We start from the raw sequence: 21,991 nt of genomic DNA on the forward strand, positions 1-21,991 counted from the left end.
GGACGGATGAGCGAGACGGTAATGAGCACCGGTGGATCGGAAGAGGACAAACGGGCTGATGCACAGGCATCAGCGGCTGGGTCCTCCTCCGAGCGTGCGGCAGAAGAGGTCAAGGCTCTGTTGACTCCCCTGGAGCGAATCCGGGGATGGCGCCAGGACTATCAGAACCAGGTGGGACTGACTCCCTTGGAGAATGTGTCGCAGCTGGCCGCGCAGATGGATCTGACGCACGCGCATCCTTCCGGGATTGCCCAGCTTTTCGCCAGCGGCCAGGTTCATCTGGATGCGCTTTTCCGGGATCGCGGCATGCTGCGTGCGGCTCACCGTCGTATGGAGCGGGTTCTGGATGATCAGGCCGCCAAGGAGCGTGCCAGCGGTTTCGCCCAGCTCTCCATGGTGGTGGGGGTGGCTGCCTGGCAGGGGCGCGACATGCCCGTACTGCTCTATCCCGTGCGCATCGATGAGAGCACACAGGGGGCATCCAGGGCCTCTATCAGATTCACAGGCAAGGTGGATCTTAATCCTGCTTTGATCTCGGCCATGCGCGAGCGGGGCATCACCCTGGATCCGGATCGTCTGTTTTCCGCCTCCCATTATCAGGGCGGCACACCTGAAACCTCGTCGCTTTTCAAGGACATGACGGCCCTGATCACGCCGCATATCAGCGACTTCACCATTGGGCGGAAAATCGTTCTGGGGTGCTTTATTGAGCCATCGGCACAGCTGTTGGGCGAGAGCCTGCGGATTCTGGACCGGATGACCGCTGGATCCACCGGCAACGATTTGCTCGATGCCCTAGCTGGCGACCAGGCAGCCTCCGAGCGGCTCAAGGGCGGACCAGTGCCCGACTACAGCCCCTTCGATGCTGACCCTCACAGCGAGTTTGAGGCTGGAGATGTGGACAACCGGGTCCGTTATGCCGCCCAGCTGGTGGCGACCGGGCACAGCGTGCTTGTGGATGAGCAGACCGGCCGTCACAGCGCCGATGATGCCCTGGCCATCGCCTCGCGCTGCGTCACCGCCGGCAGGACCGTGCTCTATGTGCCCTGCGTGGTGGAGGAGAAGCGGCGTTTCCAGCATCGTTTGGATGCCGCTGGGATGGCTGACATGGCCCTTGATCTGACCGACGACCAACTGGGCAGGATCCTGGACCAACGACTGATCGATGCAGTGGGGTTCAAACCCGGCAAGTCCAGCGAGCATTTTGATCAGGTGGCTGACGAGCTTGTGGGTGTCCGCTCCCGACTGACCCGCTACCTGGGCGATCTGCATGGGGTGGATTCCAGTTGGGGGGTTTCGGCCTACCAGACCATTCAGAATCTGGCCAACATTGCCAATATGCCTACGCATCCTGCCACCCGTGTCCGTCTGGGCGCGGCCACGGCCCACAACCTGCAGCCCGAGCTGGATACGTGGGCGGACAAGCTGGAGAGGGCTGCCGAGCTGGGCGAATTCGTCATCGGTCCCCAGGACACCCCCTGGTACGGCGCCACCCTGGTCAGCGAGAACGAGGCTGTGGACGCTTACTCCCGCGTGGTTCGTCTTCTGCAGCGGCTTCTGCCGGACACCCGTGAGCAGGTCAAATCCACTGTAGAGACCTGCGGATTCCCTGTGCCGGCCACCGTCAAGGATTGGGGGCGGCAGGTGGTGGTCCTCAAGAACCTGCGCCGGGTCCTGGATGTCTTCCAGCCCTCCATCTTCGAGCGCGACATCCCCGCCATGATCGAGGCCACCAAGTCCAAGGCCGATCGCAAGGCCAATGGCACCAATCTGGGATTCTGGGAACGTAGGCGTCTGGTCAAGGAGGCCAAGAGCCTGCTCAGGCCCGGTGCCCAGGTCGAGGATCTGCATGAGTCGCTGGTGGTGGTCTCCAAGCAGGCCGAGCAGTGGCGGACCTTCGTCCCTCACGGTGGCTGGCCGGTCCTACCGCCCAAACTGGACGTCATCATCGACACGCAGGAATCCCTGATCCGCGACATGACAGCTCTGGACACCGTCCTGGATTCGACTCCGGCAGGCGGCGATCTGGAGACCATGGACTTCAACAAGGTGGAGGAGCGGCTCAAGGCGCTCTTTGACGACCATACAGCCTTGGATACCTTGCCCGAGCGCTGCGCTTTGGAGGGTGAATTCAGCGAGGCAGGGCTGCAGGACCTGGTCCAGGACCTGCGCAACCGTCAGGTTGAAGGCAAGGCGGTACGGGCCGAGCTGCAACTGGCCTGGTGGACCACGGTCTTCGATGACATCATGCGCTCCTCGCAGATCATCTCCAACCAGGATGGTTCCGCCCTGTCCAACGCAGCCGACCGTTTCAGCCAGGTGGATGCCCAGCATGTGACCAGCGTAGGGCCCATGGTTGCCCAAGAGAGCGAAAAGCGTCTGTCTGAGCTGCTCTTTTCGCGCACCCAGGAGGCCAATCAGCTGCACACTATGCTGGCCGGCAACCCCGGTGCCTCCCTTGCGGTCTTCCAACAGGCCCACCCTGGCATACTGTCGGCGGCCAAGCCCATCATCATCGCGACTCCGGCCACGTTGGCAACGAGGACCAATCCGACACAGCTGGCCGACACGGTCATCATCGATGCCGGGGCCCATATGCCTTCCATCCAGGTGCTGACTGTGCTGGCTCGGGCACGGCAGGTGGCGGTCATCGCCCACCGGCCTACCGTCACTTCGGATGGCCTTCTGCAATTGATCGACCATCTGGTCCCGGTCACCGTCAAAGCCCGCCCCTCACGCCGCTCGACTCGGTTAGGCGCCTTCCTGAAGGATCACGGCTATGGGGATCTGTCGGCACCTGTCCCCGATTGTCGGGAACCTGGCAGGGTTACCCTGACCAGGGTGGAGGGCGCTGGCGTCCCGGTCATGGCCACCGGTCTGGTCGAGTCCAGTCAACAGGAGGTCGCTGCCGTTGTCGACATGCTCAAGCGCAGGGCAGGATCCTTCTCCCTGGTGCCGAACAGTTATCTGCTGACTGTGGTCACCCTGTCGGCAACCCATCGTTCCCGGCTAGGTGCCGAACTCAAATCGGCAGCAGCCAAGGACAGGGTTTTTGCCAAGTTCCTGCGGCATGTACGCATCGTCGGCATTGACGAGGTTTGTGGTGCTCGAGCCACGGATGTAATCCTCACTCTGGGCTTTGCCAAAACCACCCACGGTCGTCTCCTGCAGCAGTTCGGCGATCTGGAAGGCGAAGGGGGCAAGGGCATGCTGCTGGATGCTCTTGTTCTGCCGGATCGGAATCTGGACATCGTCGCGGCATTTTCCGCCGAGGATCTGGAGGACGACCGCCTTCACCAGCCCGGGCCGCGTCTGCTCAAGGATCTGCTGACCTGGGCTGAGCACCCTGATGCGGAACCGGTCCGACCTGAGCAGGCCGAGCAGTCCACCAATGTGCTCTTCCGGGATCTGGCCCAGCGGCTGCGGACCCGGGGACTGGATGTAGCCCTGGATTACGGGTACGACCAGGCGCCCAGAATTCCGCTGGTGGTCGGGCTCAAGAACAAGCCCTATGCTTTGGCGGTGCTGACAGACGACGCCGAGTTCATGCATACCCAGTCCACCCGGGAACGTCACCGTTTCACCACCGAGGACCTGCAGTATCTCGGATGGTCGGTTATGACCGTCTGGAGCGTTTCGGCCTTTGTCAACCCTGACAAAGAAGCCGACAGGATCGTCGCTCGCCTTGCCGATATCTACCAGCAGGCGCGTTAATGGCGAAGGATGATCAGCCAGAACGCGGGAAGCAGACCGGTGAGCCCAGTGAGCCTGCAACTTCGCGCCCGCGTCGGCATCACCGGGTGGTTCGCCCAGGCAGGGAACGGTTCGATGTTGATGGCACCGAGGAAGATCCTCAGGACCGGGTCTGCGCGCAGGATCGTCTTGACGGGGATGACCGGAGGATCCTGGGCGAGCTGCCTCCGCATTGGGGGCTCTTCCCCAATGAGCGCGGCGACTGACCGCTGATCCTAATCCTGACCCTTGGGCAGTTCGGTTCCATCCTGTTGCCTGTCTGTACCTGTTGACCGGTGGATATCGTCGGCGATCTGGCGAAGCAACTGCAGGCTCTGGTCTTGCGGGCTGGGTGCATTGGGCTGGTCCTTGATGCCCGAGGCCGCCCGGCTCAGTTGCCGCAGCTTGTTGATGGGCATGATGATGCAGAAGTAGACGGCGATGGCGATTAAGAGGAAGTTGAGCAGAGCCGTCAAAATGGCGCCAAAGGAAATAGTGGCGTTCCGGTAGCTGATGGTCAGGAGTCCCGACAGGTCCGGTTTGCCGAAGATCATGGCGATCAGCGGGCTGATCAGATTGTTGACGATGGCGTTGACCACGCTGGTCACCGCCGAACCCATGACCACGCCCACGGCCATATCCACCATGGATCCGCGCGAGATGAACTGCTTGAACTCGCCCAGCACGCCCTTGTTGCTGATCTGTGAGATTTTGTGGACTGCTTCGGCGGTATCCTTGGCCGCCACCTGATTGATCGAGGCCATCCTGCATCCTTCCGTAGCTGATGTCAGGCATGGAACACCCATGCCTGCTTCTTCCTCCATTATCGCGGGCCCAGAATGGTTTCGGTTTTCCGACATGATTAGAGGGTGTTGATGTGGGAGTGCTGTCGGGGCGGATGGCGATGACGGGGGTGGATGGATCCAGCGACAACAAGAGCAGAGCCTGACCAGCGTTCAGGGCGAAGACGGCCTGGGATGCTTGCCGGACTTGGTCGCCCTCCCGTCCTTCCGGGTCGGATCGATCCCTGGGGATTGTCTGCGCCGGTTGTAGCGCCAGAGCTTTCTCGGCTATCATGCAGTTTCCGCTGCCTGAAGTTTGCCCGGAAGTCGGCGTCTGCAGGTCGCTGGCTTGCTGGCTATGGGGAAGCCCAGGCGTCCTATCAGAACCTGGTCGGTCTTGGGCGGGATGCGGGCTGGCGGCGGCTGGGCAGTTCCCTGAAGCCAGCAAACTCACCTGGTCGCCAGCCTGCAGGTTGCCCGGATCGTCGGCAAGGCGGACCGTCACCGGGGTCGTTCCGGGTGGCTGTGCCGGTCTACTACTGATCATGACCGTGGTCAGCGGTTGCCCCGAATGGACGCTGATCATCAGCCGCCGTCCGCGAACTTGTGCAAACGAAGAGATCAGGCCGGGCAGACCTTCCCTGCCATGCATGATCCGCGTTTCAACCATGGCAGGTTTGATGGCTGATCCTCGTGCAATGGGTCGTGCGGCGACCAGTATAGACAGGCGGCCCTGGGCCTGGATCAGGATCTGCAAGGTGCAGAAAACTGCCAGCCCCAATGCCAGGGCGGTTCCCAGGCGCCTCAGCCGAAAAAGTCGTCGTCGGCGGGTCAGGGATCCGGCTGCCGCTGAAGGCTTACCCTTGTTGCTGAAAATGGAAAAATCGACCATGCCCCCAGCCTGCCAGAAGCTTGGCCGACGTCAGGGTCTGCATGGTCGATGTGGTCGAATGTGCCTCTTGATCTACTTGCTGCTTGTGGAGCTCGAAGAGGAGGATGAGGCTCCATCGGTCCGGTAGAAGCCATGGCCCTTGAACTCGATGGGCACTGCGGAGAAGATCTTACGGACCTGCTGTTGCCCGCACTTGGGGCAGATGGTGATGGGTTCGTCGTTGAAGGACTGCTCCTTGGTAAAGTCGTATCCGCAGTTCTTGCAACGATAATGATAGGTGGGCACCGTTCTTTCCCTCCGCTGATGGTCGGTTTGCGCGACGATTGGCTCAACATCCAATATCCTAGTGGTGGCTTCGACCAGAAGAATCGGCACCGGGCCTCTCGTCAGTCTTGTCCATCACCATTATGGCCTGTGCCGGGCTTTCGTGACAGACCTGTGGCTGTGGGCGTGAAACCTTCAGACGTCAGGACTGCATCCACGGGGAGATCATGGTCGAGATGGGGCAGGGGGGCTTCCACGAATTCGCCGGGCCAGCAGATGCCTACCACTGGGGCCTGTTCGGCACGCAGGCCTAGGGCGCGGTCATACCAGCCGCCGCCCCGACCCAGACGAATGCCGGCATGGTCAATGGCCAGCGCTGGCACCAGAATCAGATCGGCCTTACCCAAGACCTGTGCCGGTAGGGCAGGCATATCGGGTTCGTCGGGCCGCCAACCTGGAATCCGCTTCATGTCATCCAGATCCTGCCTTGATTGCAGTCGACCCCAACCTACCTGGGTGCCTGTTCCCAGCATGGGGATGAGCACCTGGTCGCCCCGGCCCAGTAGCAGGTCCAGGCTGGGATCCATGGCTATCTCCCCGCGAATGGAGGCGAAAGCAGCTACGGTCAGGCTTTGGCCGCCTCGGGAGCGTCCGATCCTGGCAAGTACCTGGCCTGCCAGCAGATCGGCAAGCTTGCGTCCTGCGTCCAGGCACTGGGCCGGGTCGATACGTCGTCGGGCTTCAAGCAGCCGGCTGCGTCGATCCTGCTTGTCCCTATCGATGCGTTCCTGCTCGTTCATGTCCTCAGTTCTACCAGCAGGGGGTTCTCCCTGGTGGACGCATGTCTACCTCAGCTGACGTTCGGTGAGAACATGGATTCATGTCGGTTCTGCATACCTTCCGCCAGGTCTGGCAGGGTTCCCGAGCCCGTTCGGACCATGCCCTGGATTTGCCTGACGGTCTGACTGCGCCCCCGGGTCATGGGGACTTCCTACTGAGGCCCATCCGCGAGGGCGACCAAGCAGCCTGGAACGCGGTCCGATGGAGGAATCGCGATTGGCTGGCCCCATGGGAGTCAGGGGATCCCCGCCACGGACCTGGCATGACCTATGCCCAGTGGATGCAGGAGCTGGAACGTGCCCGGCAGGAGGGGACTTCCGCGGTCTTTCTGATGGAGTTTCATCAGAGCATCGTGGGGCAGATTTCCCTGGGCGCCATCCGCTACGGATCCATGCGCACAGCGACAGCGGGCTACTGGGTGGATCAGGACTGGATTGGTCATGGGTTCGCACCCCTGGCTCTGGCCATTCTGGCTGACTGGGCATTCAGAGACAGGAGGGGACCCCATCTACACCGGCTTGAGGTGGCGATTCTGCCTGAAAACGAACGATCCCTGCGCGTAGTCCAGAAGCTGGGCATGGAGCCGGAGGGGCTGCGCCGCAGTTACATGTATGTCAACGGACAGTGGCGGGATCACCTGACCTTTGCCTGGATCAGCGACCAATTCGATCCGGATTTGCTGGCTCGTTTATGAGCCCCTGGGACGGACATGGTCGACACGCTGGGTTTGACTTGCCGCTTGGGGCATACCGTCAACTAACGTAGTACCTATGGTTTATGAATCACTCAGCAGCATCGTGGTTTTGGTGATTGCAGTGATTCTGGTGCTGGGTTGGTTGCCGTTTCGCACCGTCAAGGGCATGAAGCGGGCCTCGGAGCATCGCCAGGACAGGCTTTCCACCTCCCTGCATATGGTGGGTCGGGAAGACGGTATGAGGTTCTGCGACAGGCAGTCGAGGACGGTGAAAGGGTTGGTCATGCAGCAAGGGCAGCAGGATGGCAACCGGCGCAGTCAAGCCCAGCGCATCAAGCAGATCAGACAGTTGCGCCGCGCGGCCATACGTCGTCGTCGCATTCTGGTCCTTGCTCTCTTGGTCGTCACCCTGCTGGTGGCTGGTTGCTCCTTCCTTATGGACTACAGCCCATGGTTTACTCTGATTCCCTTGGCGCTGGTGGTGGTGGTGTTGGTCGCTGGCGCGCATGCTTCGGCCCAGGCCCGGGCCTGGGAGCGCAATTTAGCTCAGCGGCGTGCCCGGCAGCGTCGTCAGCAGGCAGCCATTCTGACTAAGAGCAGGACTCCTAGCAAACCTGGACAGGCCAAGAATGGAGGCGGCACGGAAACTGCCACGGATGTGCTTGATCAGGGTGAGATTCGTCAAACACTGGCCCAGGCCAAGGCTGATCAGCAGGCAGCCCTCAAAGCCAGGCAGCACAATTCGTCCAAGCCTGCAAAGTCTGCAGTCAGTAGCAGCAAGGCCAAGAGTTCAGCCGGGTCCGCCAAGTCGAGCGAAAAGACTGCTGCACAGACCGCACATACGTCGAACAAGCCGTCCGCCGCCAAGAAAGCCTCTGAACGGACCCCAGCCAAACAAGCGGCTTCTCGACCGGAGGCTTCGAAACCGGCAACTACCAAATCTTCGAGGGCCCAAAAGGCTGCCTCCAAGCCGGCGGCGCCCAAGTCGTCAGTGGACAAGTCCGCCGCCTCTCCGCAGTCGGCATCCGTGCAATCCGTCGCTACTCAGTCGGGCAAGTCTGGATCGGCCTCTGCGTCTGCCGGCAAAGAGCGCCCAGCTTCGTCGACTCAGTCCTCCACATCCGGGGGATCATCGTCCTCGGCAAAGGCTCAGGACGATGCCACCAATGAACTCAAGCGCATCAATCCCTCTCCGGCCTTGGACGCCTTCGGCATGGCGGCGGGCCAGGATCTGATCTCCTTCTCCCTGGGTTCAGCCCGTGGTGAGGGATCAGACAAGGGCGGCAAGAATAACGAAGACGAGGGTCCTCACAGCCTGGAGATCAAGTCCACCCGGCAGGTCTCCGTGGCCCGTCCCCCCGAAAAGAAGAAGGCCGATGGGCAGCCCGACGACTTTCACAAGAGGGAGATGCAGGCTCAGGTCGAGGTGCCCGACCGCAGCGAGGACTCCCTGTCCATCGGCGTGGAGGCCATATTGGCTCGGCGTCGTCCGGCAGACAAGTCCTGAGGGACCAATCCGCGATCATTCTTTCACCACCAGCGTTAGCACTCAAGTTGGCAGAGTGCTAATTTCGCGCTACTATGACTTGTAGCGCAAAGGAATGCGTGGTGAGTGTTCGTCAGCCTCTCATCGACGTTCCGGCGTGGGTTCATTGGCTGTTCTCACAAGATGTAGGAGGTCCACAGTGTCGATTTCACTCACACCGTTGGAAGACAAGATCGTCATCAAGCAGGCTGAGGCGGAGACTAAGACCGCTTCCGGGCTGGTCATCCCCGATACCGCCAAGGAGAAGCCCCAGCAGGGCGAGGTGCTGGCGGCAGGCCCCGGCCGTCGTGATGACAAGGGCGAGCGCATCCCCATGGATGTCAAGGTTGGCGACAAGGTTCTGTACTCCAAGTACGGCGGCACCGAGGTCAACTACGGCGGCGAGGACTACCTGATCGTGTCCGCACGCGACGTTCTGGCCATCCTCAAGTAAAGAGGCGGTGATAGTGGCCCCTGGTCCTGCGCAAGGACCGGGGGCCATTCGCGTCTCGGGAGGACCGTGCAGCGGAACAGACACCGCAGGAGCATACGGCGGCCACTAGCATGGTGCCCATGTACTATCGTCATCGCGCCAGCATTGATTCCCTTCCCGGATACCGGCAGGGCAGCCCGGCACCAGCCGTTCCCGGGTTGACCAGCTACAAGATCTCCAGCAACGAGAACCCCTATCCGCCCCTGCCGGGCGTGGTTCAGACCGTCTCCGAACAGGCCTTGGGCCATCTGAACCGTTATCCGGATATGCGTGGCACCCGTCTGGTAGAGCGGCTGGCCCAGCTGCACGGGGTGGATCCCGCATGCATCCAGCTGGGATGCGGGTCCACTGAGGTCATTACCCAGCTGGTTGACCTGGTGGCCGGCCATGGCGACCAGGTGGTCTATCCCTGGCGCAGTTTCGAGGCCTATCCCATCATCGTCACCTCGGCTGGAGCCACAGGGGTGCCCGTGCCCTTGGATAAAGAGGGGCGGCATGACATCGATGCCATGATCGCCGCGGTCAACGACCACACCAGACTGGTCATCGTCAACAATCCCAACAATCCGACCGCGACCAACGTCGACCGCGACCAGGCCGAACGTCTGCTGCAGGCCCTGCCCGCCGACCTGCCGGTGCTCTTTGACGAGGCCTATATACAGTTCAATGACGACCCTGACCGCGCCGACGGATTGTCACTCATGCGCGAGCATCCCAATGTGATAGTGGCCCGGACCTTCTCCAAGGCCTACGGACTGGCGGGGCTGCGGATTGGATACGCCGTGGCTGCCGAGCCGATCATTGCCGGCATGAACAAGGTGGCCCTGCCCTTCGGCGTCTCCGATGTGGCCCAGACGGCGGCAATGGCCAGCCTGGACGCACAGGACCGCCTGGCCGAACGGGTCCAGGCACTCAAGCAGGAACGGGCCAGAATCCTGGCTGGTTTGCAAGAGCAGGGGTGGAACATCCCCCAACCCCGAGCCAACTACTACTGGCTGCCTCTGGGCCAGGCCTCCACGCAGGCTGATCAGCGTTTCCGCGATGCAGGCCTGTCGGTCAGAACCTTCCCTGGTGAGGGCATCCGCATCACCGTGGGGGAGAGGGAGGCCAATGACCGGGTCCTGGAGGTTTGCGCCGACCTGCGGCGACAGGGTCTGCCTCAGGGCCCAATCTCTGACTGACGGTCGCCATGGTGCGAGTGTAAAGGCAAATGCTTGCCGTCTCCGTCCTTGTATGGAATCTCACAGCGGAGGTGGTTTTGCTTCTGTGAACTTGTGTCGTCTTGGATAAACCTATATATTGTGGTTGGCTGGCCAAGTCAATCCAATATATAGTGTTTACCAAGGAGCAGCAGTCCCTATGTCTTCAGCAGATATGGATCGGCACGATCCTCCCGATGGTGCCTCCAGGCTGGTGTATTTCTCCAGCGTCTCCAACAACACCCACCGCTTTGTGCAGCGGCTGGGCGTGGAGGAGCCCATCCGCATCCCCCTCTACGAGCGGCGCCAGCCCATGCCCGTTATGGATGCGCCCTACCTTCTGCTGGTGCCCACCTATGGCGGTGGGTCAGCCAAGGGGGCCGTGCCCAAGCAGGTCATCCACTTCCTGAACAATCCAGTCAACCGCGGACTGATCCGCGGGGTCGTCACCTCGGGTAACCGGAATTTTGGCAGCGCCTATTGCGCGGCCGGCCCGTTGATAGCCCGCCGGTGCGGTGTTCCTGAGCTCTATCGTTTCGAGCTGCTGGGCACCTCGGAGGATGTTCAGGCGGTCAGAGCCATTTTGGCCGGAATGGGAGTGCAGCTCCAGCAGCAGTCGACTGATTCACGAAAGGCGGTTTTGTCATGAGCCAGCAGGAAAGCACCAAAGAGAGCACCAAGTCAGAGGCCGGTGTCTATGCCGACGACGAGATGATGCGCAAGTCCATCACCCCGCCCCAGTACCGTGTCACCCCTGAGGCCAGGATTCGTCCGGTCAACTGGAACAACATCACCGACGAGAAGGATCTGGAGGTCTGGAACCGCTTGGTCTCCAACTTCTGGCTGCCCGAAAAGGTGCCGCTGTCCAATGACATCCCATCCTGGAATACCCTGACCGATCATGAGCGTCAGACCACCGTCCGCGTCTTCACCGGATTGACCATGCTGGACACCACCCAGGCCACCATCGGCGAGCTGGTGCAGATCGATCACGCCCGCACCGAGCAGGAGCAGGCCATCTATACCAACATCGCCTTCATGCAGTCGGTCCACGCCCGGTCCTACTCCTCGGTCTTCTCCACCCTCTGCTCCAGTGAGGAGATCGACAAGGCCTACCGCTGGGCTGTAGCCAACGACGTCCTCCAGGAGCGCGTCCACACGGTCCTGCACGAGTACGTCAGCGAGGATCCCCTGAAGCGCAAGGTGGCCTCCACCATGCTCTCCTCCCTCATGCTCTACGCAGGCTTCTATCTGCCCCTCTACTTCTCCAGCCATGCCAAGCTGATGAACACGGCTGATATGATCCGGCTGATCCTGCGCGACAAGGCTATCCATGGCTATTACTCGGGCTACAAGTATCAGCGGGGTCTGGAGGAGAGGACCCAGGCCGACCAGGCCATGCTGGAGAAGTTCACCAACGATTTGCTGGACAAGCTCTACGATCTGGAGATGGTCTACTCCGGGCAGATATATGACGGCTTCCCCTTCGTCGATGATGTCTTCGCCTTCGTTCGCTACAATGCCAACAAGGCGCTGATGAACCTGGGCTATCCGGCCCGGTTCGCAGCCGACCAGACCGATGTCAGTTCGGAGATCCTGGCGGCCCTATCGCCATCGGCCAACGAGAACCATGATTTCTTCTCGGGTTCGGGCTCTTCCTACGTCATGGGGCACTCCGAGTCCACGGACGACGACGACTGGGACTTCTGAACGAATCGGAACCGGTGTGATATTGGGCACAGAAAACCCTAGATATGCTCACCGTTTCCGATATCAACAGCACATATAGTAGTTCAGGCTCGCGCTGGGCGGGTTCTGATCGGTCCGTCCTCAGGGCGGGCATCACCGTCAAGACAGGCTCTGGATGGCCTGATCAGGAGGAAGCATGGAGCAACAGCAGACCGCCGGAACTGATTCGGAGCTCAGTGCTCCCGAGTTCGCCGCCCAGGGTCAGCGCCTGGGGGCCGTGGTCTACTTCTCGTCGGCCTCGCGCAACACCGCCCGGTTCATTGCCAACTGCCATTTGGATGACGAGGGGATTGACGTCTTCCGTATCCCTCTGAGACCCAAGGATCCGCCGCTCAACATCCGGCAGCCCTACATCCTGATCGTTCCCACCTATGGGGGCGGATCAGCCAAGAAGGCGGTCATGCCGCAAATCAAGCGCTTTCTGAACGACCCGGCCAACCGGGCCGGGATTCGTGGGGTCATCGCCTCGGGCAACACCAACTTTGGGGAGGCCTTTTGCATGGCGGGGGACATCATCTCCCGCAAGTGCAATGTACCCTTCCTCTACTATTTCGAGCTCATGGGCACCAAGGAGGATCAGGAGAAGGTCCGCCGTGGGGTTGTGGATTTCTTCCGCAACCACCCCGAGTCCTGAGCCAATTTCATTACACGCACTATCACCGCAATACTCATGAAAGGACACCCGATGGGAGCAAACGAGGACACGTCCCTGGCCCTGGATAGGACCGCATCCGAGGATGAGGAGACCTTCGATCCGGCTCACGACTACCATGCCCTGAACGCCATGCTGAACCTGTACGACAAGGACGGCAGGATTCAGTTCGACAAGGACCACGAGGCCGAGCGCCAGTACATGGACCGGCACGTGCGGCCCAACACCATGACCTTCCCCTCCACGGCTGAGAGGATTGCCTACCTCCTGGATCACGAGTACTATGACCGGAAGGTTTTTGATCGTTACACACCGGAGTTTCTGGACAAGATCTATCAGCATGCAGCCGAGAGCGGCTTCGAATTCGAAACCTTCCTGGGGGCCTTCAAGTTCTACACCTCCTATGCGCTGAAGACCTTCGATGGCAAGCGCTACCTGGAGGACTTCCCCCAGCGCTGCGTGGCCGTGGCCCTGGAGCTGGCCGACGGGGACGAGCAGGCCGCCATGAAGTACACGGATGAGATCATCTCCGGCCGCTTCCAGCCCGCCACCCCCACCTTCCTGAATCTGGGCAAGGCCCAGCGCGGTGAGCCGGTCTCCTGCTTCCTGGTGCGCATCGAGGACAACATGGAGTCCATCTCCCGCGGCGTCAACGCCGCCCTGCAGCTGTCCAAGAGGGGCGGCGGCGTGGCCCTGCTGCTCAGCAACCTGCGCGAGATGGGTGCACCCATCAAGCACATCGAGAACCAGTCCAGCGGCGTGGTCCCGGTCATGAAGCTCCTGGAGGACTCCTTCTCCTATGCCAACCAGCTGGGTGCCCGCCAGGGTGCCGGCGCCGTCTACCTGTCGGCCCACCACCCCGACATCATGCGCTTCTTGGATACCAAGCGGGAGAACGCGGACGAGAAGATCCGCATCAAGTCCTTGGCCCTGGGCGTGGTCATCCCCGACATCACTTTCGAGCTGGCCAAGCGCAAGGAGCCCATGGCTCTCTTCTCGCCCTACGACGTGGAGCGGGTCTATGGCAAGCCCTTTGCTGACATCTCCATCACCGAGCACTACGAGGAGATGGTCAAGGACAAGCGGATTCACAAGAAGTACATTGACGCCCGTGACTTCTTCATGACCCTGGCCGAGATCCAGTTCGAGTCCGGCTACCCCTACATTCTCTTCGAGGACACGGTCAACAAGGCCAACCCCATCGACGGGCGAATCACCATGTCCAACCTCTGCTCGGAGATCCTGCAGGTCCAGGAGCCCAGCACCTACTCCGAGAACCTGGACTATGAGCATATCGGCCGCGACATCTCATGCAACCTGGGGTCCCTGAACATCGCCAAGGCCATGGACGGCGGCCTGGCTGACACGGTCGAAACCTCGGTGCGGGCACTGACCTCCGTCTCCGACCACACCAACATCGAGGCCGTCCCCTCCATCAAGCGGGGCAACGATGAGGGCCATGCCATCGGCCTGGGTCAGATGAACCTCCATGGCTTCCTGGCCCGCGAGGGCATCCACTACGGGTCCGAGGAGGGGCTGGACTTCACGGACATGTACTTCATGACCGTGGCCTACCACGCCTACAGGGCCTCCCATGCCCTGGCCGTGGAGCGGGGGAAGGCCTTCGCCTCCTTCGCCAAGTCCGACTACGCCAAGCCGGCAGGCCAGTGGAACTACTTCGACAAGTACACCGAGGGCAGCCGTTCCCTGGAGCCCAGGACCCAGCGGATCAAGGACCTCTTCGACCAGTACCAGGTCCACATCCCCACGGTTGAGGACTGGAAGGAGCTTCAGGCGGCCATCTTCAAGGACGGCATCTACAACCAGAACCTCCAGGCCGTTCCTCCGACCGGGTCCATCTCCTACATCAACCACTCCACCAGCTCCATCCACCCGATTGCCTCCAAGATCGAGATCCGCAAGGAGGGCAAGATCGGACGCGTCTACTACCCGGCTCCCTACATGACCAACGAGAACCTGGACTACTTCGAGGATGCCTACGAGATCGGCTGGAAGAAGATCGTGGACACCTACGCCGAGGCCACCCGGCATGTGGATCAGGGGCTCTCGCTGACCCTCTTCTTCCCTGACACGGCCACCACCCGCGACCTGAACAAGGCTCAGATCTACGCCTGGCGCAAGGGGATCAAGACCCTCTACTACATCAGAATCCGCCAGCAGGCGCTGGAGGGCACCGAGGTCGAGGGCTGCGTCAGCTGCATGCTCTAAGGCATCTGCCCTAGGCATATGCAATCCCAGGTCGGTGCCGTCTTTGAGGGCGGCGCCGGCCCTTTGGTATCCACATCCACAGGCCGGGTCCGTCCATGCGGTAGACTGACGGTCCTGTCGTGATCCGCGTCGCACTGTCGAACACTTATCCAACAAGGAGCAATCAACCATGGTCCCACCCATTTCCATTCCCCGGCAGCCGCTGAAGCTGATTGACCGGGTCTCCGCCATCAACTGGAACCGTCTGGAGGACGAGAAGGACCTTGAGGTCTGGGACCGTCTGACTGGCAACTTCTGGCTGCCCGAGAAAGTTCCCGTCAGCAATGACCTGCCCTCCTGGCAGGCCATGAGCGAGGAGGAGCACACCCTGACCATGCGGGTCTTCACCGGGCTGACCCTTCTGGACACCATCCAGGGGACTGTGGGCGCCGTCAGCCTGATTCCGGATGCGCTGACCCCCCATGAGGAGGCTGTTTACACCAATATCGCCTTCATGGAGTCGGTCCATGCCAAGTCCTACTCCTCCATCTTCTCCACCCTGGCTTCCACCCCTCAGATCGACGCTGCCTTCGAGTGGAGCGAACACAATGAGTTCCTCCAGCGCAAGGCCCAGATCGTTCTGGACTACTACGAGGGCGACAACCCCCTGAAGCGCAAGGTGGCCTCCACCCTGCTGGAGTCCTTCCTCTTCTACTCGGGCTTCTACCTGCCCATGTACTTCTCCAGCCATGCCAAGCTGACCAACACAGCCGATCTGATCCGCCTGATCATCCGTGACGAGGCCGTGCATGGCTACTACATCGGCTACAAGTACCAGAAGGGGCTGGCCAGGGTCTCCGACTCTGAGCGTCAGGCCATGAGCGACTACACCTACGAGCTCCTGGGCGACCTGTACGACAACGAGGTGGAATACACCGAGAGCCTGTACTCAGGGGTGGGCCTGGTGGAGGATGTCACCAAGTTCCTGCGTTACAACGGCAACAAGGCCCTGATGAACCTGGGCTATCCTGCCCTCTTCCCCTCGGACACCACCGATGTGAATCCTGCCATCATCGCCTCGTTGAGCCCCAACGCCGACGAGAATCACGACTTCTTCTCCGGCTCGGGCTCCTCCTACGTCATGGGCAAGGCCGTGGAGACGGACGACGACGACTGGGATTTCTGACCTGTCTGTCCTGCTCTGACGCGGAAGACACGACCTTGGAGCGGGACTTGCGGAAAACAGAAAAACATGTCATTATAGGCAAGTTGCCGTACGGAGCTCCGGTTCTAGTGCGACATGGCGGATTTCCCAAGCGGTCAAAGGGAGCTGACTGTAAATCAGCCGCGTAATGCTTCAGAGGTTCGAATCCTCTATCCGCCACGCCTCGGTAGCTCAGTGGCAGAGCACTTCCTTGGTAAGGAAGAGGTCGTGAGTCCGATTCTCACCCGAGGCTCTCTGGCGGGGTAGCTCAGCTGGCTAGAGCGTACGACTCATAATCGTAAGGTCAAGAGTTCGAGTCTCTTCCTCGCTACTGTGGCCGACATACGTCGGTCGTGCAACGACTATAGAGGTGAACCATGGCAAAAGCCGCAGATATCCGTCCTGGCATTACGCTGGCGTGCACCGTGTGCAAGGAGCGTAATTACATTACGACCAAGAACCGTCGTAACACTCCTGACCGTCTGGAGCTCAAGAAGTTCTGCCCCCGTTGCGGCAAGCATACCCTGCACCGGGAGACCCGCTGAGTTCTTCCCGTCTTTTGGCTTCATCAGAACCCGACCATTTGGCCGGGTTCTTTTTTATACACGGGTTCTTCTTTATGCAAATCTGCCTATATGCCTACTCCGCATTATCTGAAGATACTGCTGGGAGCAGAACGGGTTTGGTGATGTAGGGGACTCAGCCTTAGAGAGTGCCCTGGTAGGCGGTCGCAAATGCTTGATCCAGATCGGCGATCAGGTCGTCCGGGTTCTCCAGGCCTACGGAGATTCGAATCAGGTCGTCGCCCACACCGGCGCTGAGGCGGTAGGGTTCTGGAACCTCCCTGTGGGTGATCCTGGCCGGGTCCACAATCAGGGTGCGACAGTCGCCGATGTTAGGCATGTAGCTCATGAGATGCACCGAGTCCACAATGCGCTTGACCTGCTCGTAGCCTCCCTGGACTTTGAAAGACAGGATCGTGCCGACGCCCTTGGGCAGCAAGGTTGATGCCAGATGGTCTTGCTGGTCCGTATCGCCCTGGTGCCGACCCTCGGGAATGCCCGAATAGTTGACCTGCTCCACCTGGGGAATGGTCAGCAGGTGGCGGGCCAGAATTGTCGCCGTCTTCACCTCGGTGGCGACCCGCTGGGCCAGGGTCTCAAGGCCGGTCAGCTGCAGGTAGGCGGTGAAGGGGCTCATGACCGCTCCGAAGGTGTGCAGGTACTTGGTATGGACCCTGCGGAGAAAGGCCATCTTGCCGAAGGCATCCAGAAAGCTGACCATGGACCCGTGCCGCTCGTCGCTGATGATCAGTTCGGGCTGGCTCATCTGTGGGAAGCGGCCGTTGCCCCAGTCGAACCGTCCTGCGTCCACGATGACCCCGCCCAGAGAGTTGCCATGGCCGCTGATCCCCTTGGTGGTCGAATGGACGACGATGTCGGCACCGAAGTCGATCGGGTTGAGCAGGTAGGGCGTGGGCACCGTATTGTCGATGATTAGGGCCAGCCCATGCCGATGGGCCAGGTCGGCAAGGCTGGGGATGTCAGCTATGGCCGTGGACGGATTGGCCACGGATTCGGCGAAGATGGCCCTGGTGTTGTCCTGGATCAGGGATTCCACGGCATCAAGGTCGTTAATGTCATCCACGAAATCCGTTTCGATGCCGAAGTTGGGGAAGAAGGTCTTCATGGCATCCACCGAGGTTCCGTAAAGATCGACCGGGGAAATTAGTCTCCCGCCGCCCTCGGCGGCACACATGAGGGCTGACGATACAGCGGCCATCCCCGAGGCCATGGCCACGGCCCCCTTTCCCCCCTCCAGGCTGGACAGGCGGTCCTCCAGGACCTTGACCGTGGGGTTGGCTAGGCGTGAGTAAGAGAACCCTTGTATCTCGCCGGCGGCCAGGGCGTCTCCTCGGTCGGCGGTGACCATGTCAAAGGCGGCCGACTGGTAGATGGGGACGCTGGCCGCGCCTCCGCCCTGGCTTTGACAGTCATAGCCGTCATGGACGGCTTTTGTTGCAAATCCTTTGCTCATGTGGGTGTCTTCCTCTGCTTATGTCCGGTCGTGAATCCTTCGCTAGCCCACCATCGAATCTTCTTTCAGGGTCTCGGGCAAGGCTCCGCTCATAGGTGTTCCTTATTGCCCGCTATCGGGAGGTTCCCTTGCCCAGGTATGCCTGGCGAACACGTTCATCATTCAAGAGCTGTCGGGCGGGCCCCTCCAGACGGATTAGGCCGTTCTGCAACACGTACCCGTAGTCGGCGATGGACAGGGCCAGCTCGGCCTGCTGCTCGACCAGAAGGATGGAGATGCCCAGCTGGTCCCGAAGGGAGGCGATCTGCTCAAGCACCTGGTCGACCAGCTTGGGGGAGAGACCCATGGTCGGCTCGTCCATGCATATCAACCGGGGATGGCTCATCAGGGCCCTGCCGAAGGCCAGCATCTGCTGCTCGCCTCCTGAAAGGGTGCCGGCCTGCTGCCCACGACGTTCGGCCAGGCGGGGGAAGCGCTCATATATAGCTTCCAGATCCTCCTCAATCTGACTGCGTTCCCTTTGGGTGTAGGCACCCATGCGCAGGTTCTCTTCCACGCTCATGGCGGCGAAGACCCTTCTCGCTTCAGGCACCGAGGCGATTCCGGAACGGACCCGATCCCTGGTGGGGGTATGGGTGATTTCCCGTCCATCCAAACGGATGGTTCCCTCCTTTGGAGCCAGCAGACCCAGGATGGTCTTCATGGTTGTGGACTTGCCCGAAGCATTCCCGCCCAGAAGGGAGACGATGCCGCCTTGGGGAACGCGAAGACTGACATGGTCCAGGGCCTTGACCGGGCCATAGCTCACATCCACGGCATCCAGGGAAAGCAAGGTTCGGTCCCCCTCGGCAGTTGGCTTCCCCCTATCGTCATCCGACGACTCAGCTTTGGTTTTTAGCTTGGTTCTTGTGCTGTCGGGATCCTGGCCATCGATCGGTTCTACAACGGTGGCCGGAGCCAAGGCGTTCTGCCGGGCCAGAACATCTGCCTGCCCGTTCATGGGGGCATTGTTGCGGGGTCTGCGGTCGCCCAGGTATGCGGTGATGACGCGGGGATCGGCACTGACCTGCCTGGGAGGTCCGGAGGCGATGATCCTGCCGCCGTCCATGGCGATGACCTGATCGCACAGTGCTTCGATCAGGTCGATCTTATGCTCGACCAGGAGCATGGTCTGCCCTTGGGCCTTGAGCTCCAGAAGCTGTTGCAGCACTTCGGCGGTCTCCGATTGGTTCATTCCTGCCGCGGGTTCGTCCAAAACCAGGATGTCGGGGGAGCTGACGTGGGCTCTGGCTATCTCGGTGCGTCGCCGGTTGGCGTAGGAGAGTGTGTAGGCGGCCTGGGTGCGATGTTCCTCCAGGCGCTCGCTGAATCTGTCAATTTCGGACTGGACGGCCTTGCGCTCGACGACCGCCTCCCTCCGGCAGGCGGGACCGGGCACCAGCGTCAGCCAGGTCTGCGTCAGCAGGGGGATCCATCGCAGGATGGGCCACCGCTCTAGGCGGCGAAAGGGTCTGTGGGCTTCCAGGCGTCTATGGAACCCTACAGCCACATTCTCCTCAACGCTCATGGTCGGAAAGACCCTGCCGTTCTGGAAGGTGCGGGACGCCCCCTGCTCGGCCATGTCCGTAGCGGGCAGGCCGGTCACGGTGCGTCCCTTAAGGCTGATCTGGCCAGAGTCGGGCTTGAGAAAGCCGCAGATCAGGTTGATGGTCGTGGACTTGCCTGATCCGTTGGGGCCGATAATGCCTATCACCTGGCCGGATGCCAGATCCATGTTCACGTCGGCCACTGCCTGCAGTCCCTGGAAGCTCTTGCTCAGATTGCGCACGCTGAGCAGGGGCTGATCAGCATTGTCGCGTACAGGTTCGGGATTATGCCGGCTGCCCGTCATCATGCCCTCCTTTTGGTTGAGAACAGACCCTGTGGTCTGCAGATGATGAAGATGATCAGGACGAGTCCGTAGGCCATGATTCTCACCTCGGGCAGGATGCGCAGCAGTTCAGGGGCCCCTACCAGGATCAGGGAGCCGATCACAGCTCCGGTCGGGGACTTCATACCACCCAGGACGATGATGGTCAGAATCAGGGTCGACATGGTCGGGTTGAAGAGGGTCGGGTCGATATAGGTGTACTGATGCGCCAGCAGAGCACCAGCGATACCCGCCGATCCGCATGCCAGGGCGTAGGCCAGCGCCTTGTAGGCCCCTGTCCTGATCCCTAGGGACCAGGCCGCTTGTCCGTCCTCGCCGATGGCTTCGAAGACGTGGCCCAGATGTGAGGACCTGATCCGAGAGATCACTGCGAGGACTAGTAGAAGAACGATCAGGTCCAGTAGGTACTGCATCTGCTGGGTGTAGAGCGGCTTGCCCAGGAATGTTGGCAGCGGAATGCCCTGCAGACCTAGCGAGCCCCTGGTCAGAGGTTCCCAGATGCGGATGATGGCGACCATGACTGCTCCCACCCCTATGGTGGCGATAGCCACATAGTGGCCACTGAGCTTCCATACAGGGAATGTCAGCAGGGATGCGGCCAAGGCGGCGATGACGGCCGCGCCCAGCAGGGAGAGCGTGAAAGGCCAATGCAGACGCATGGTCAACAGAGCCGAGGCGTAGGCTCCCACGGCCACAGGTCCCGCCAAGCCCAGGATGGTCTGCCCGGCCGAGCCCGAGATCAGCGTCAGGCCCACTGCGGCAATGGCGTATATGGCAACCTGGGTTCCGATGCCGGCCAGATGGTCGGAGAAAATGAATGGGGTGGCCAGAGCGGCTGCTGCAAGGCCGAGGTTGGCCCAAAGTGGCAGTCGAATGGGTCTGGCGGCTTCCGGGAGGGTTCCGGTCATGGGCTCCTTGCCCATGTCTGCCTTGCGGCTTAGGAATCCTGAAGGCTTGAGGATCAGAACCAGCAGGAGGGTGCCGAAGGTGATTAGGTCATGTACACCATCGCCGAAGAGTCCTACGCCGACGGCCTCGGCCAAACCCAGCACCAGGCCGCCAATAATGGCTCCGGGGATGGAGCCCAGTCCGCCGATGGCTGCAGCCACGAAAGCCGTCATGCCGATGGCGTTGCCGTCCATGGGGTTGATGTTCGTCTTGAACAGACCGATGAAAATTCCGGCGATACCAGCCAGGACCGAGCCGATAACGAAGGCTATGGTGCGAATGGAGGTGACAGGTACTCCCATCTGCAATGCGGCCTGGGAATCCTGGGAGGTGGCCCTGATGGCCTGCCCGGTCCTACCGTAGGTCAGGAAGGCCCAGAGCGCAGCCATGCTGGCCAAGGCGACCAGACCCATGACCAGGTCGGATGTGCCGAAGCTGATGCCCAGCGCATGCAGGTTGTGGGTGGGCAACAGCTGGGGGAAGGGCCTGGTCTGAGAGCCAAAGATCAGCTGCATCCCGTTATCCAGGACCTGTCCTAGACCCACTGTGCCCAGAAGGGCGGCGATTGGTTGCCGACCCTCCAGGGGAGTGATGACCAGGAGGTTGGTGATCAGGCCGACCAGGCCCGTGACCAGGACGACGGCCAGGATGGTGGGAACGAGTCCCCAGCCTAGGGAGGAGCCTACCCACCAGGCCGTCATCATCCCGACCGCTACCAGGGATCCTTGTGCGAAGTTGGCCACATTGGTCACTCCGAAGACCAGGGACATACCCACGGCGGCCAGAGCGTAAACGCCGCCGTGGATGAGTCCGGAAAAGAGCGTCTCGACCATGATCGCAGC

18 protein-coding genes, 3 tRNA genes and 1 pseudogene are annotated in these 21,991 nt (G+C 61.1%); 15 read left to right on the plus strand and 7 right to left on the minus strand.

Annotated elements, in window-relative coordinates:
• Positions 1-6: 6 nt before the first annotated feature.
• Entirely contained in the window at positions 7-3,714 is a 3,708-nt protein-coding gene (locus tag J3T92_RS01315) for a helicase (RefSeq protein ID WP_267399370.1), read from the plus strand.
• Positions 3,714-3,959 carry a hypothetical protein gene (locus tag J3T92_RS01320; protein WP_267399371.1) on the plus strand — a complete coding sequence of 82 codons (246 nt, stop codon included), beginning with the start codon at positions 3,714-3,716 and terminating at the stop codon, positions 3,957-3,959. Before J3T92_RS01315 ends, J3T92_RS01320 begins: the two co-directional genes overlap by 1 nt.
• A gap of 9 nt (positions 3,960-3,968) precedes the next feature.
• Here J3T92_RS01320 and J3T92_RS01325 read toward each other — a convergent pair whose 3' ends face one another.
• The 4 genes and pseudogenes from J3T92_RS01325 to J3T92_RS01335 all read right to left on the minus strand — a co-directional run bounded on the left by J3T92_RS01325 (position 3,969) and on the right by J3T92_RS01335 (position 6,470).
• Positions 3,969-4,379 carry an MscL family protein gene (locus tag J3T92_RS01325; protein WP_373312880.1) on the minus strand — a complete coding sequence of 137 codons (411 nt, stop codon included), beginning with the start codon at positions 4,377-4,379 and terminating at the stop codon, positions 3,969-3,971.
• Positions 4,380-5,067: 688 nt separating this feature from the next.
• Positions 5,068-5,406 (minus strand): annotated as a pseudogene (locus J3T92_RS09490) (SAF domain-containing protein); the annotation flags it as partial.
• A 72-nt stretch (positions 5,407-5,478) separates the two neighbouring features.
• Complete coding sequence (locus J3T92_RS01330; RefSeq protein WP_024626815.1) at positions 5,479-5,691, minus strand: FmdB family zinc ribbon protein; 213 nt, start codon at positions 5,689-5,691, stop codon at positions 5,479-5,481.
• A gap of 101 nt (positions 5,692-5,792) precedes the next feature.
• Positions 5,793-6,470 carry a 5-formyltetrahydrofolate cyclo-ligase gene (locus J3T92_RS01335; RefSeq protein ID WP_267399372.1) on the minus strand — a complete coding sequence of 226 codons (678 nt, stop codon included), beginning with the start codon at positions 6,468-6,470 and terminating at the stop codon, positions 5,793-5,795.
• Between the two features lie 80 nt (positions 6,471-6,550).
• Between J3T92_RS01335 and J3T92_RS01340 the strand changes: the two genes are divergently transcribed.
• The 13 genes from J3T92_RS01340 to rpmG all read left to right on the plus strand — a co-directional run bounded on the left by J3T92_RS01340 (position 6,551) and on the right by rpmG (position 16,779).
• Positions 6,551-7,204, plus strand: a complete 654-nt coding sequence (locus J3T92_RS01340) for a GNAT family N-acetyltransferase (RefSeq protein WP_267399373.1) — start codon at positions 6,551-6,553, stop codon at positions 7,202-7,204.
• A 76-nt stretch (positions 7,205-7,280) separates the two neighbouring features.
• Positions 7,281-8,711 carry a hypothetical protein gene (locus J3T92_RS01345; RefSeq protein ID WP_267399374.1) on the plus strand — a complete coding sequence of 477 codons (1,431 nt, stop codon included), beginning with the start codon at positions 7,281-7,283 and terminating at the stop codon, positions 8,709-8,711.
• Positions 8,712-8,889: 178 nt separating this feature from the next.
• Positions 8,890-9,183 carry a co-chaperone GroES gene (groES, locus tag J3T92_RS01350; RefSeq protein WP_015022393.1) on the plus strand — a complete coding sequence of 98 codons (294 nt, stop codon included), beginning with the start codon at positions 8,890-8,892 and terminating at the stop codon, positions 9,181-9,183.
• Between the two features lie 119 nt (positions 9,184-9,302).
• Positions 9,303-10,403, plus strand: coding sequence for a histidinol-phosphate transaminase (locus J3T92_RS01355; protein WP_267399376.1), 1,101 nt, complete (start codon positions 9,303-9,305; stop codon positions 10,401-10,403).
• 178 nt (positions 10,404-10,581) lie between these two features.
• Positions 10,582-11,070 carry a class Ib ribonucleoside-diphosphate reductase assembly flavoprotein NrdI gene (nrdI, locus tag J3T92_RS01360; RefSeq protein ID WP_229131875.1) on the plus strand — a complete coding sequence of 163 codons (489 nt, stop codon included), beginning with the start codon at positions 10,582-10,584 and terminating at the stop codon, positions 11,068-11,070.
• 65 nt (positions 11,071-11,135) lie between these two features.
• The gene (nrdF, locus tag J3T92_RS01365; protein ID WP_229132307.1) at positions 11,136-12,131 is read left to right on the plus strand and encodes a class 1b ribonucleoside-diphosphate reductase subunit beta; all 996 of its coding nucleotides are present in this window, start codon (positions 11,136-11,138) and stop codon (positions 12,129-12,131) included.
• Positions 12,132-12,306: 175 nt separating this feature from the next.
• A complete protein-coding gene (gene nrdI / locus J3T92_RS01370) occupies positions 12,307-12,804 on the plus strand; it encodes a class Ib ribonucleoside-diphosphate reductase assembly flavoprotein NrdI (RefSeq protein WP_015022389.1) in 498 nt (165 codons plus the stop codon).
• Positions 12,805-12,855: 51 nt separating this feature from the next.
• Positions 12,856-15,051 carry a class 1b ribonucleoside-diphosphate reductase subunit alpha gene (gene nrdE, locus J3T92_RS01375; RefSeq protein ID WP_267399379.1) on the plus strand — a complete coding sequence of 732 codons (2,196 nt, stop codon included), beginning with the start codon at positions 12,856-12,858 and terminating at the stop codon, positions 15,049-15,051.
• A gap of 169 nt (positions 15,052-15,220) precedes the next feature.
• Positions 15,221-16,216 carry a class 1b ribonucleoside-diphosphate reductase subunit beta gene (gene nrdF / locus J3T92_RS01380; RefSeq protein WP_220236288.1) on the plus strand — a complete coding sequence of 332 codons (996 nt, stop codon included), beginning with the start codon at positions 15,221-15,223 and terminating at the stop codon, positions 16,214-16,216.
• A 116-nt stretch (positions 16,217-16,332) separates the two neighbouring features.
• A tRNA-Tyr gene (locus J3T92_RS01385) sits at positions 16,333-16,414 on the plus strand.
• Between the two features lies 1 nt (position 16,415).
• Positions 16,416-16,487 (plus strand) — tRNA-Thr (locus J3T92_RS01390).
• Positions 16,488-16,491: 4 nt separating this feature from the next.
• Positions 16,492-16,565, plus strand: a tRNA-Met gene (locus J3T92_RS01395).
• A 46-nt stretch (positions 16,566-16,611) separates the two neighbouring features.
• Complete coding sequence (gene rpmG, locus J3T92_RS01400) at positions 16,612-16,779, plus strand: 50S ribosomal protein L33 (protein WP_015022386.1); 168 nt, start codon at positions 16,612-16,614, stop codon at positions 16,777-16,779.
• A gap of 160 nt (positions 16,780-16,939) precedes the next feature.
• Here the strand turns inward: rpmG and J3T92_RS01405 are convergent, their stop codons facing one another.
• The 3 genes from J3T92_RS01405 to J3T92_RS01415 form a co-directional block, all read right to left on the minus strand.
• A complete protein-coding gene (locus J3T92_RS01405) occupies positions 16,940-18,271 on the minus strand; it encodes an O-acetylhomoserine aminocarboxypropyltransferase/cysteine synthase family protein (protein ID WP_267399381.1) in 1,332 nt (443 codons plus the stop codon).
• 112 nt (positions 18,272-18,383) lie between these two features.
• Positions 18,384-20,165 carry an ATP-binding cassette domain-containing protein gene (locus J3T92_RS01410; protein WP_267399382.1) on the minus strand — a complete coding sequence of 594 codons (1,782 nt, stop codon included), beginning with the start codon at positions 20,163-20,165 and terminating at the stop codon, positions 18,384-18,386.
• On the minus strand, positions 20,162-21,982 hold the full coding sequence (locus J3T92_RS01415) for an ABC transporter permease (protein ID WP_267399383.1): 1,821 nt from the start codon (positions 21,980-21,982) through the stop codon (positions 20,162-20,164). The genes J3T92_RS01410 and J3T92_RS01415 overlap by 4 nt, the downstream gene beginning before the upstream one ends.
• Positions 21,983-21,991: the final 9 nt, after the last annotated feature.

The organism is Bifidobacterium sp. B4081 (assembly GCF_026537335.1).
GTDB lineage: Bacteria > Actinomycetota > Actinomycetes > Actinomycetales > Bifidobacteriaceae > Bombiscardovia.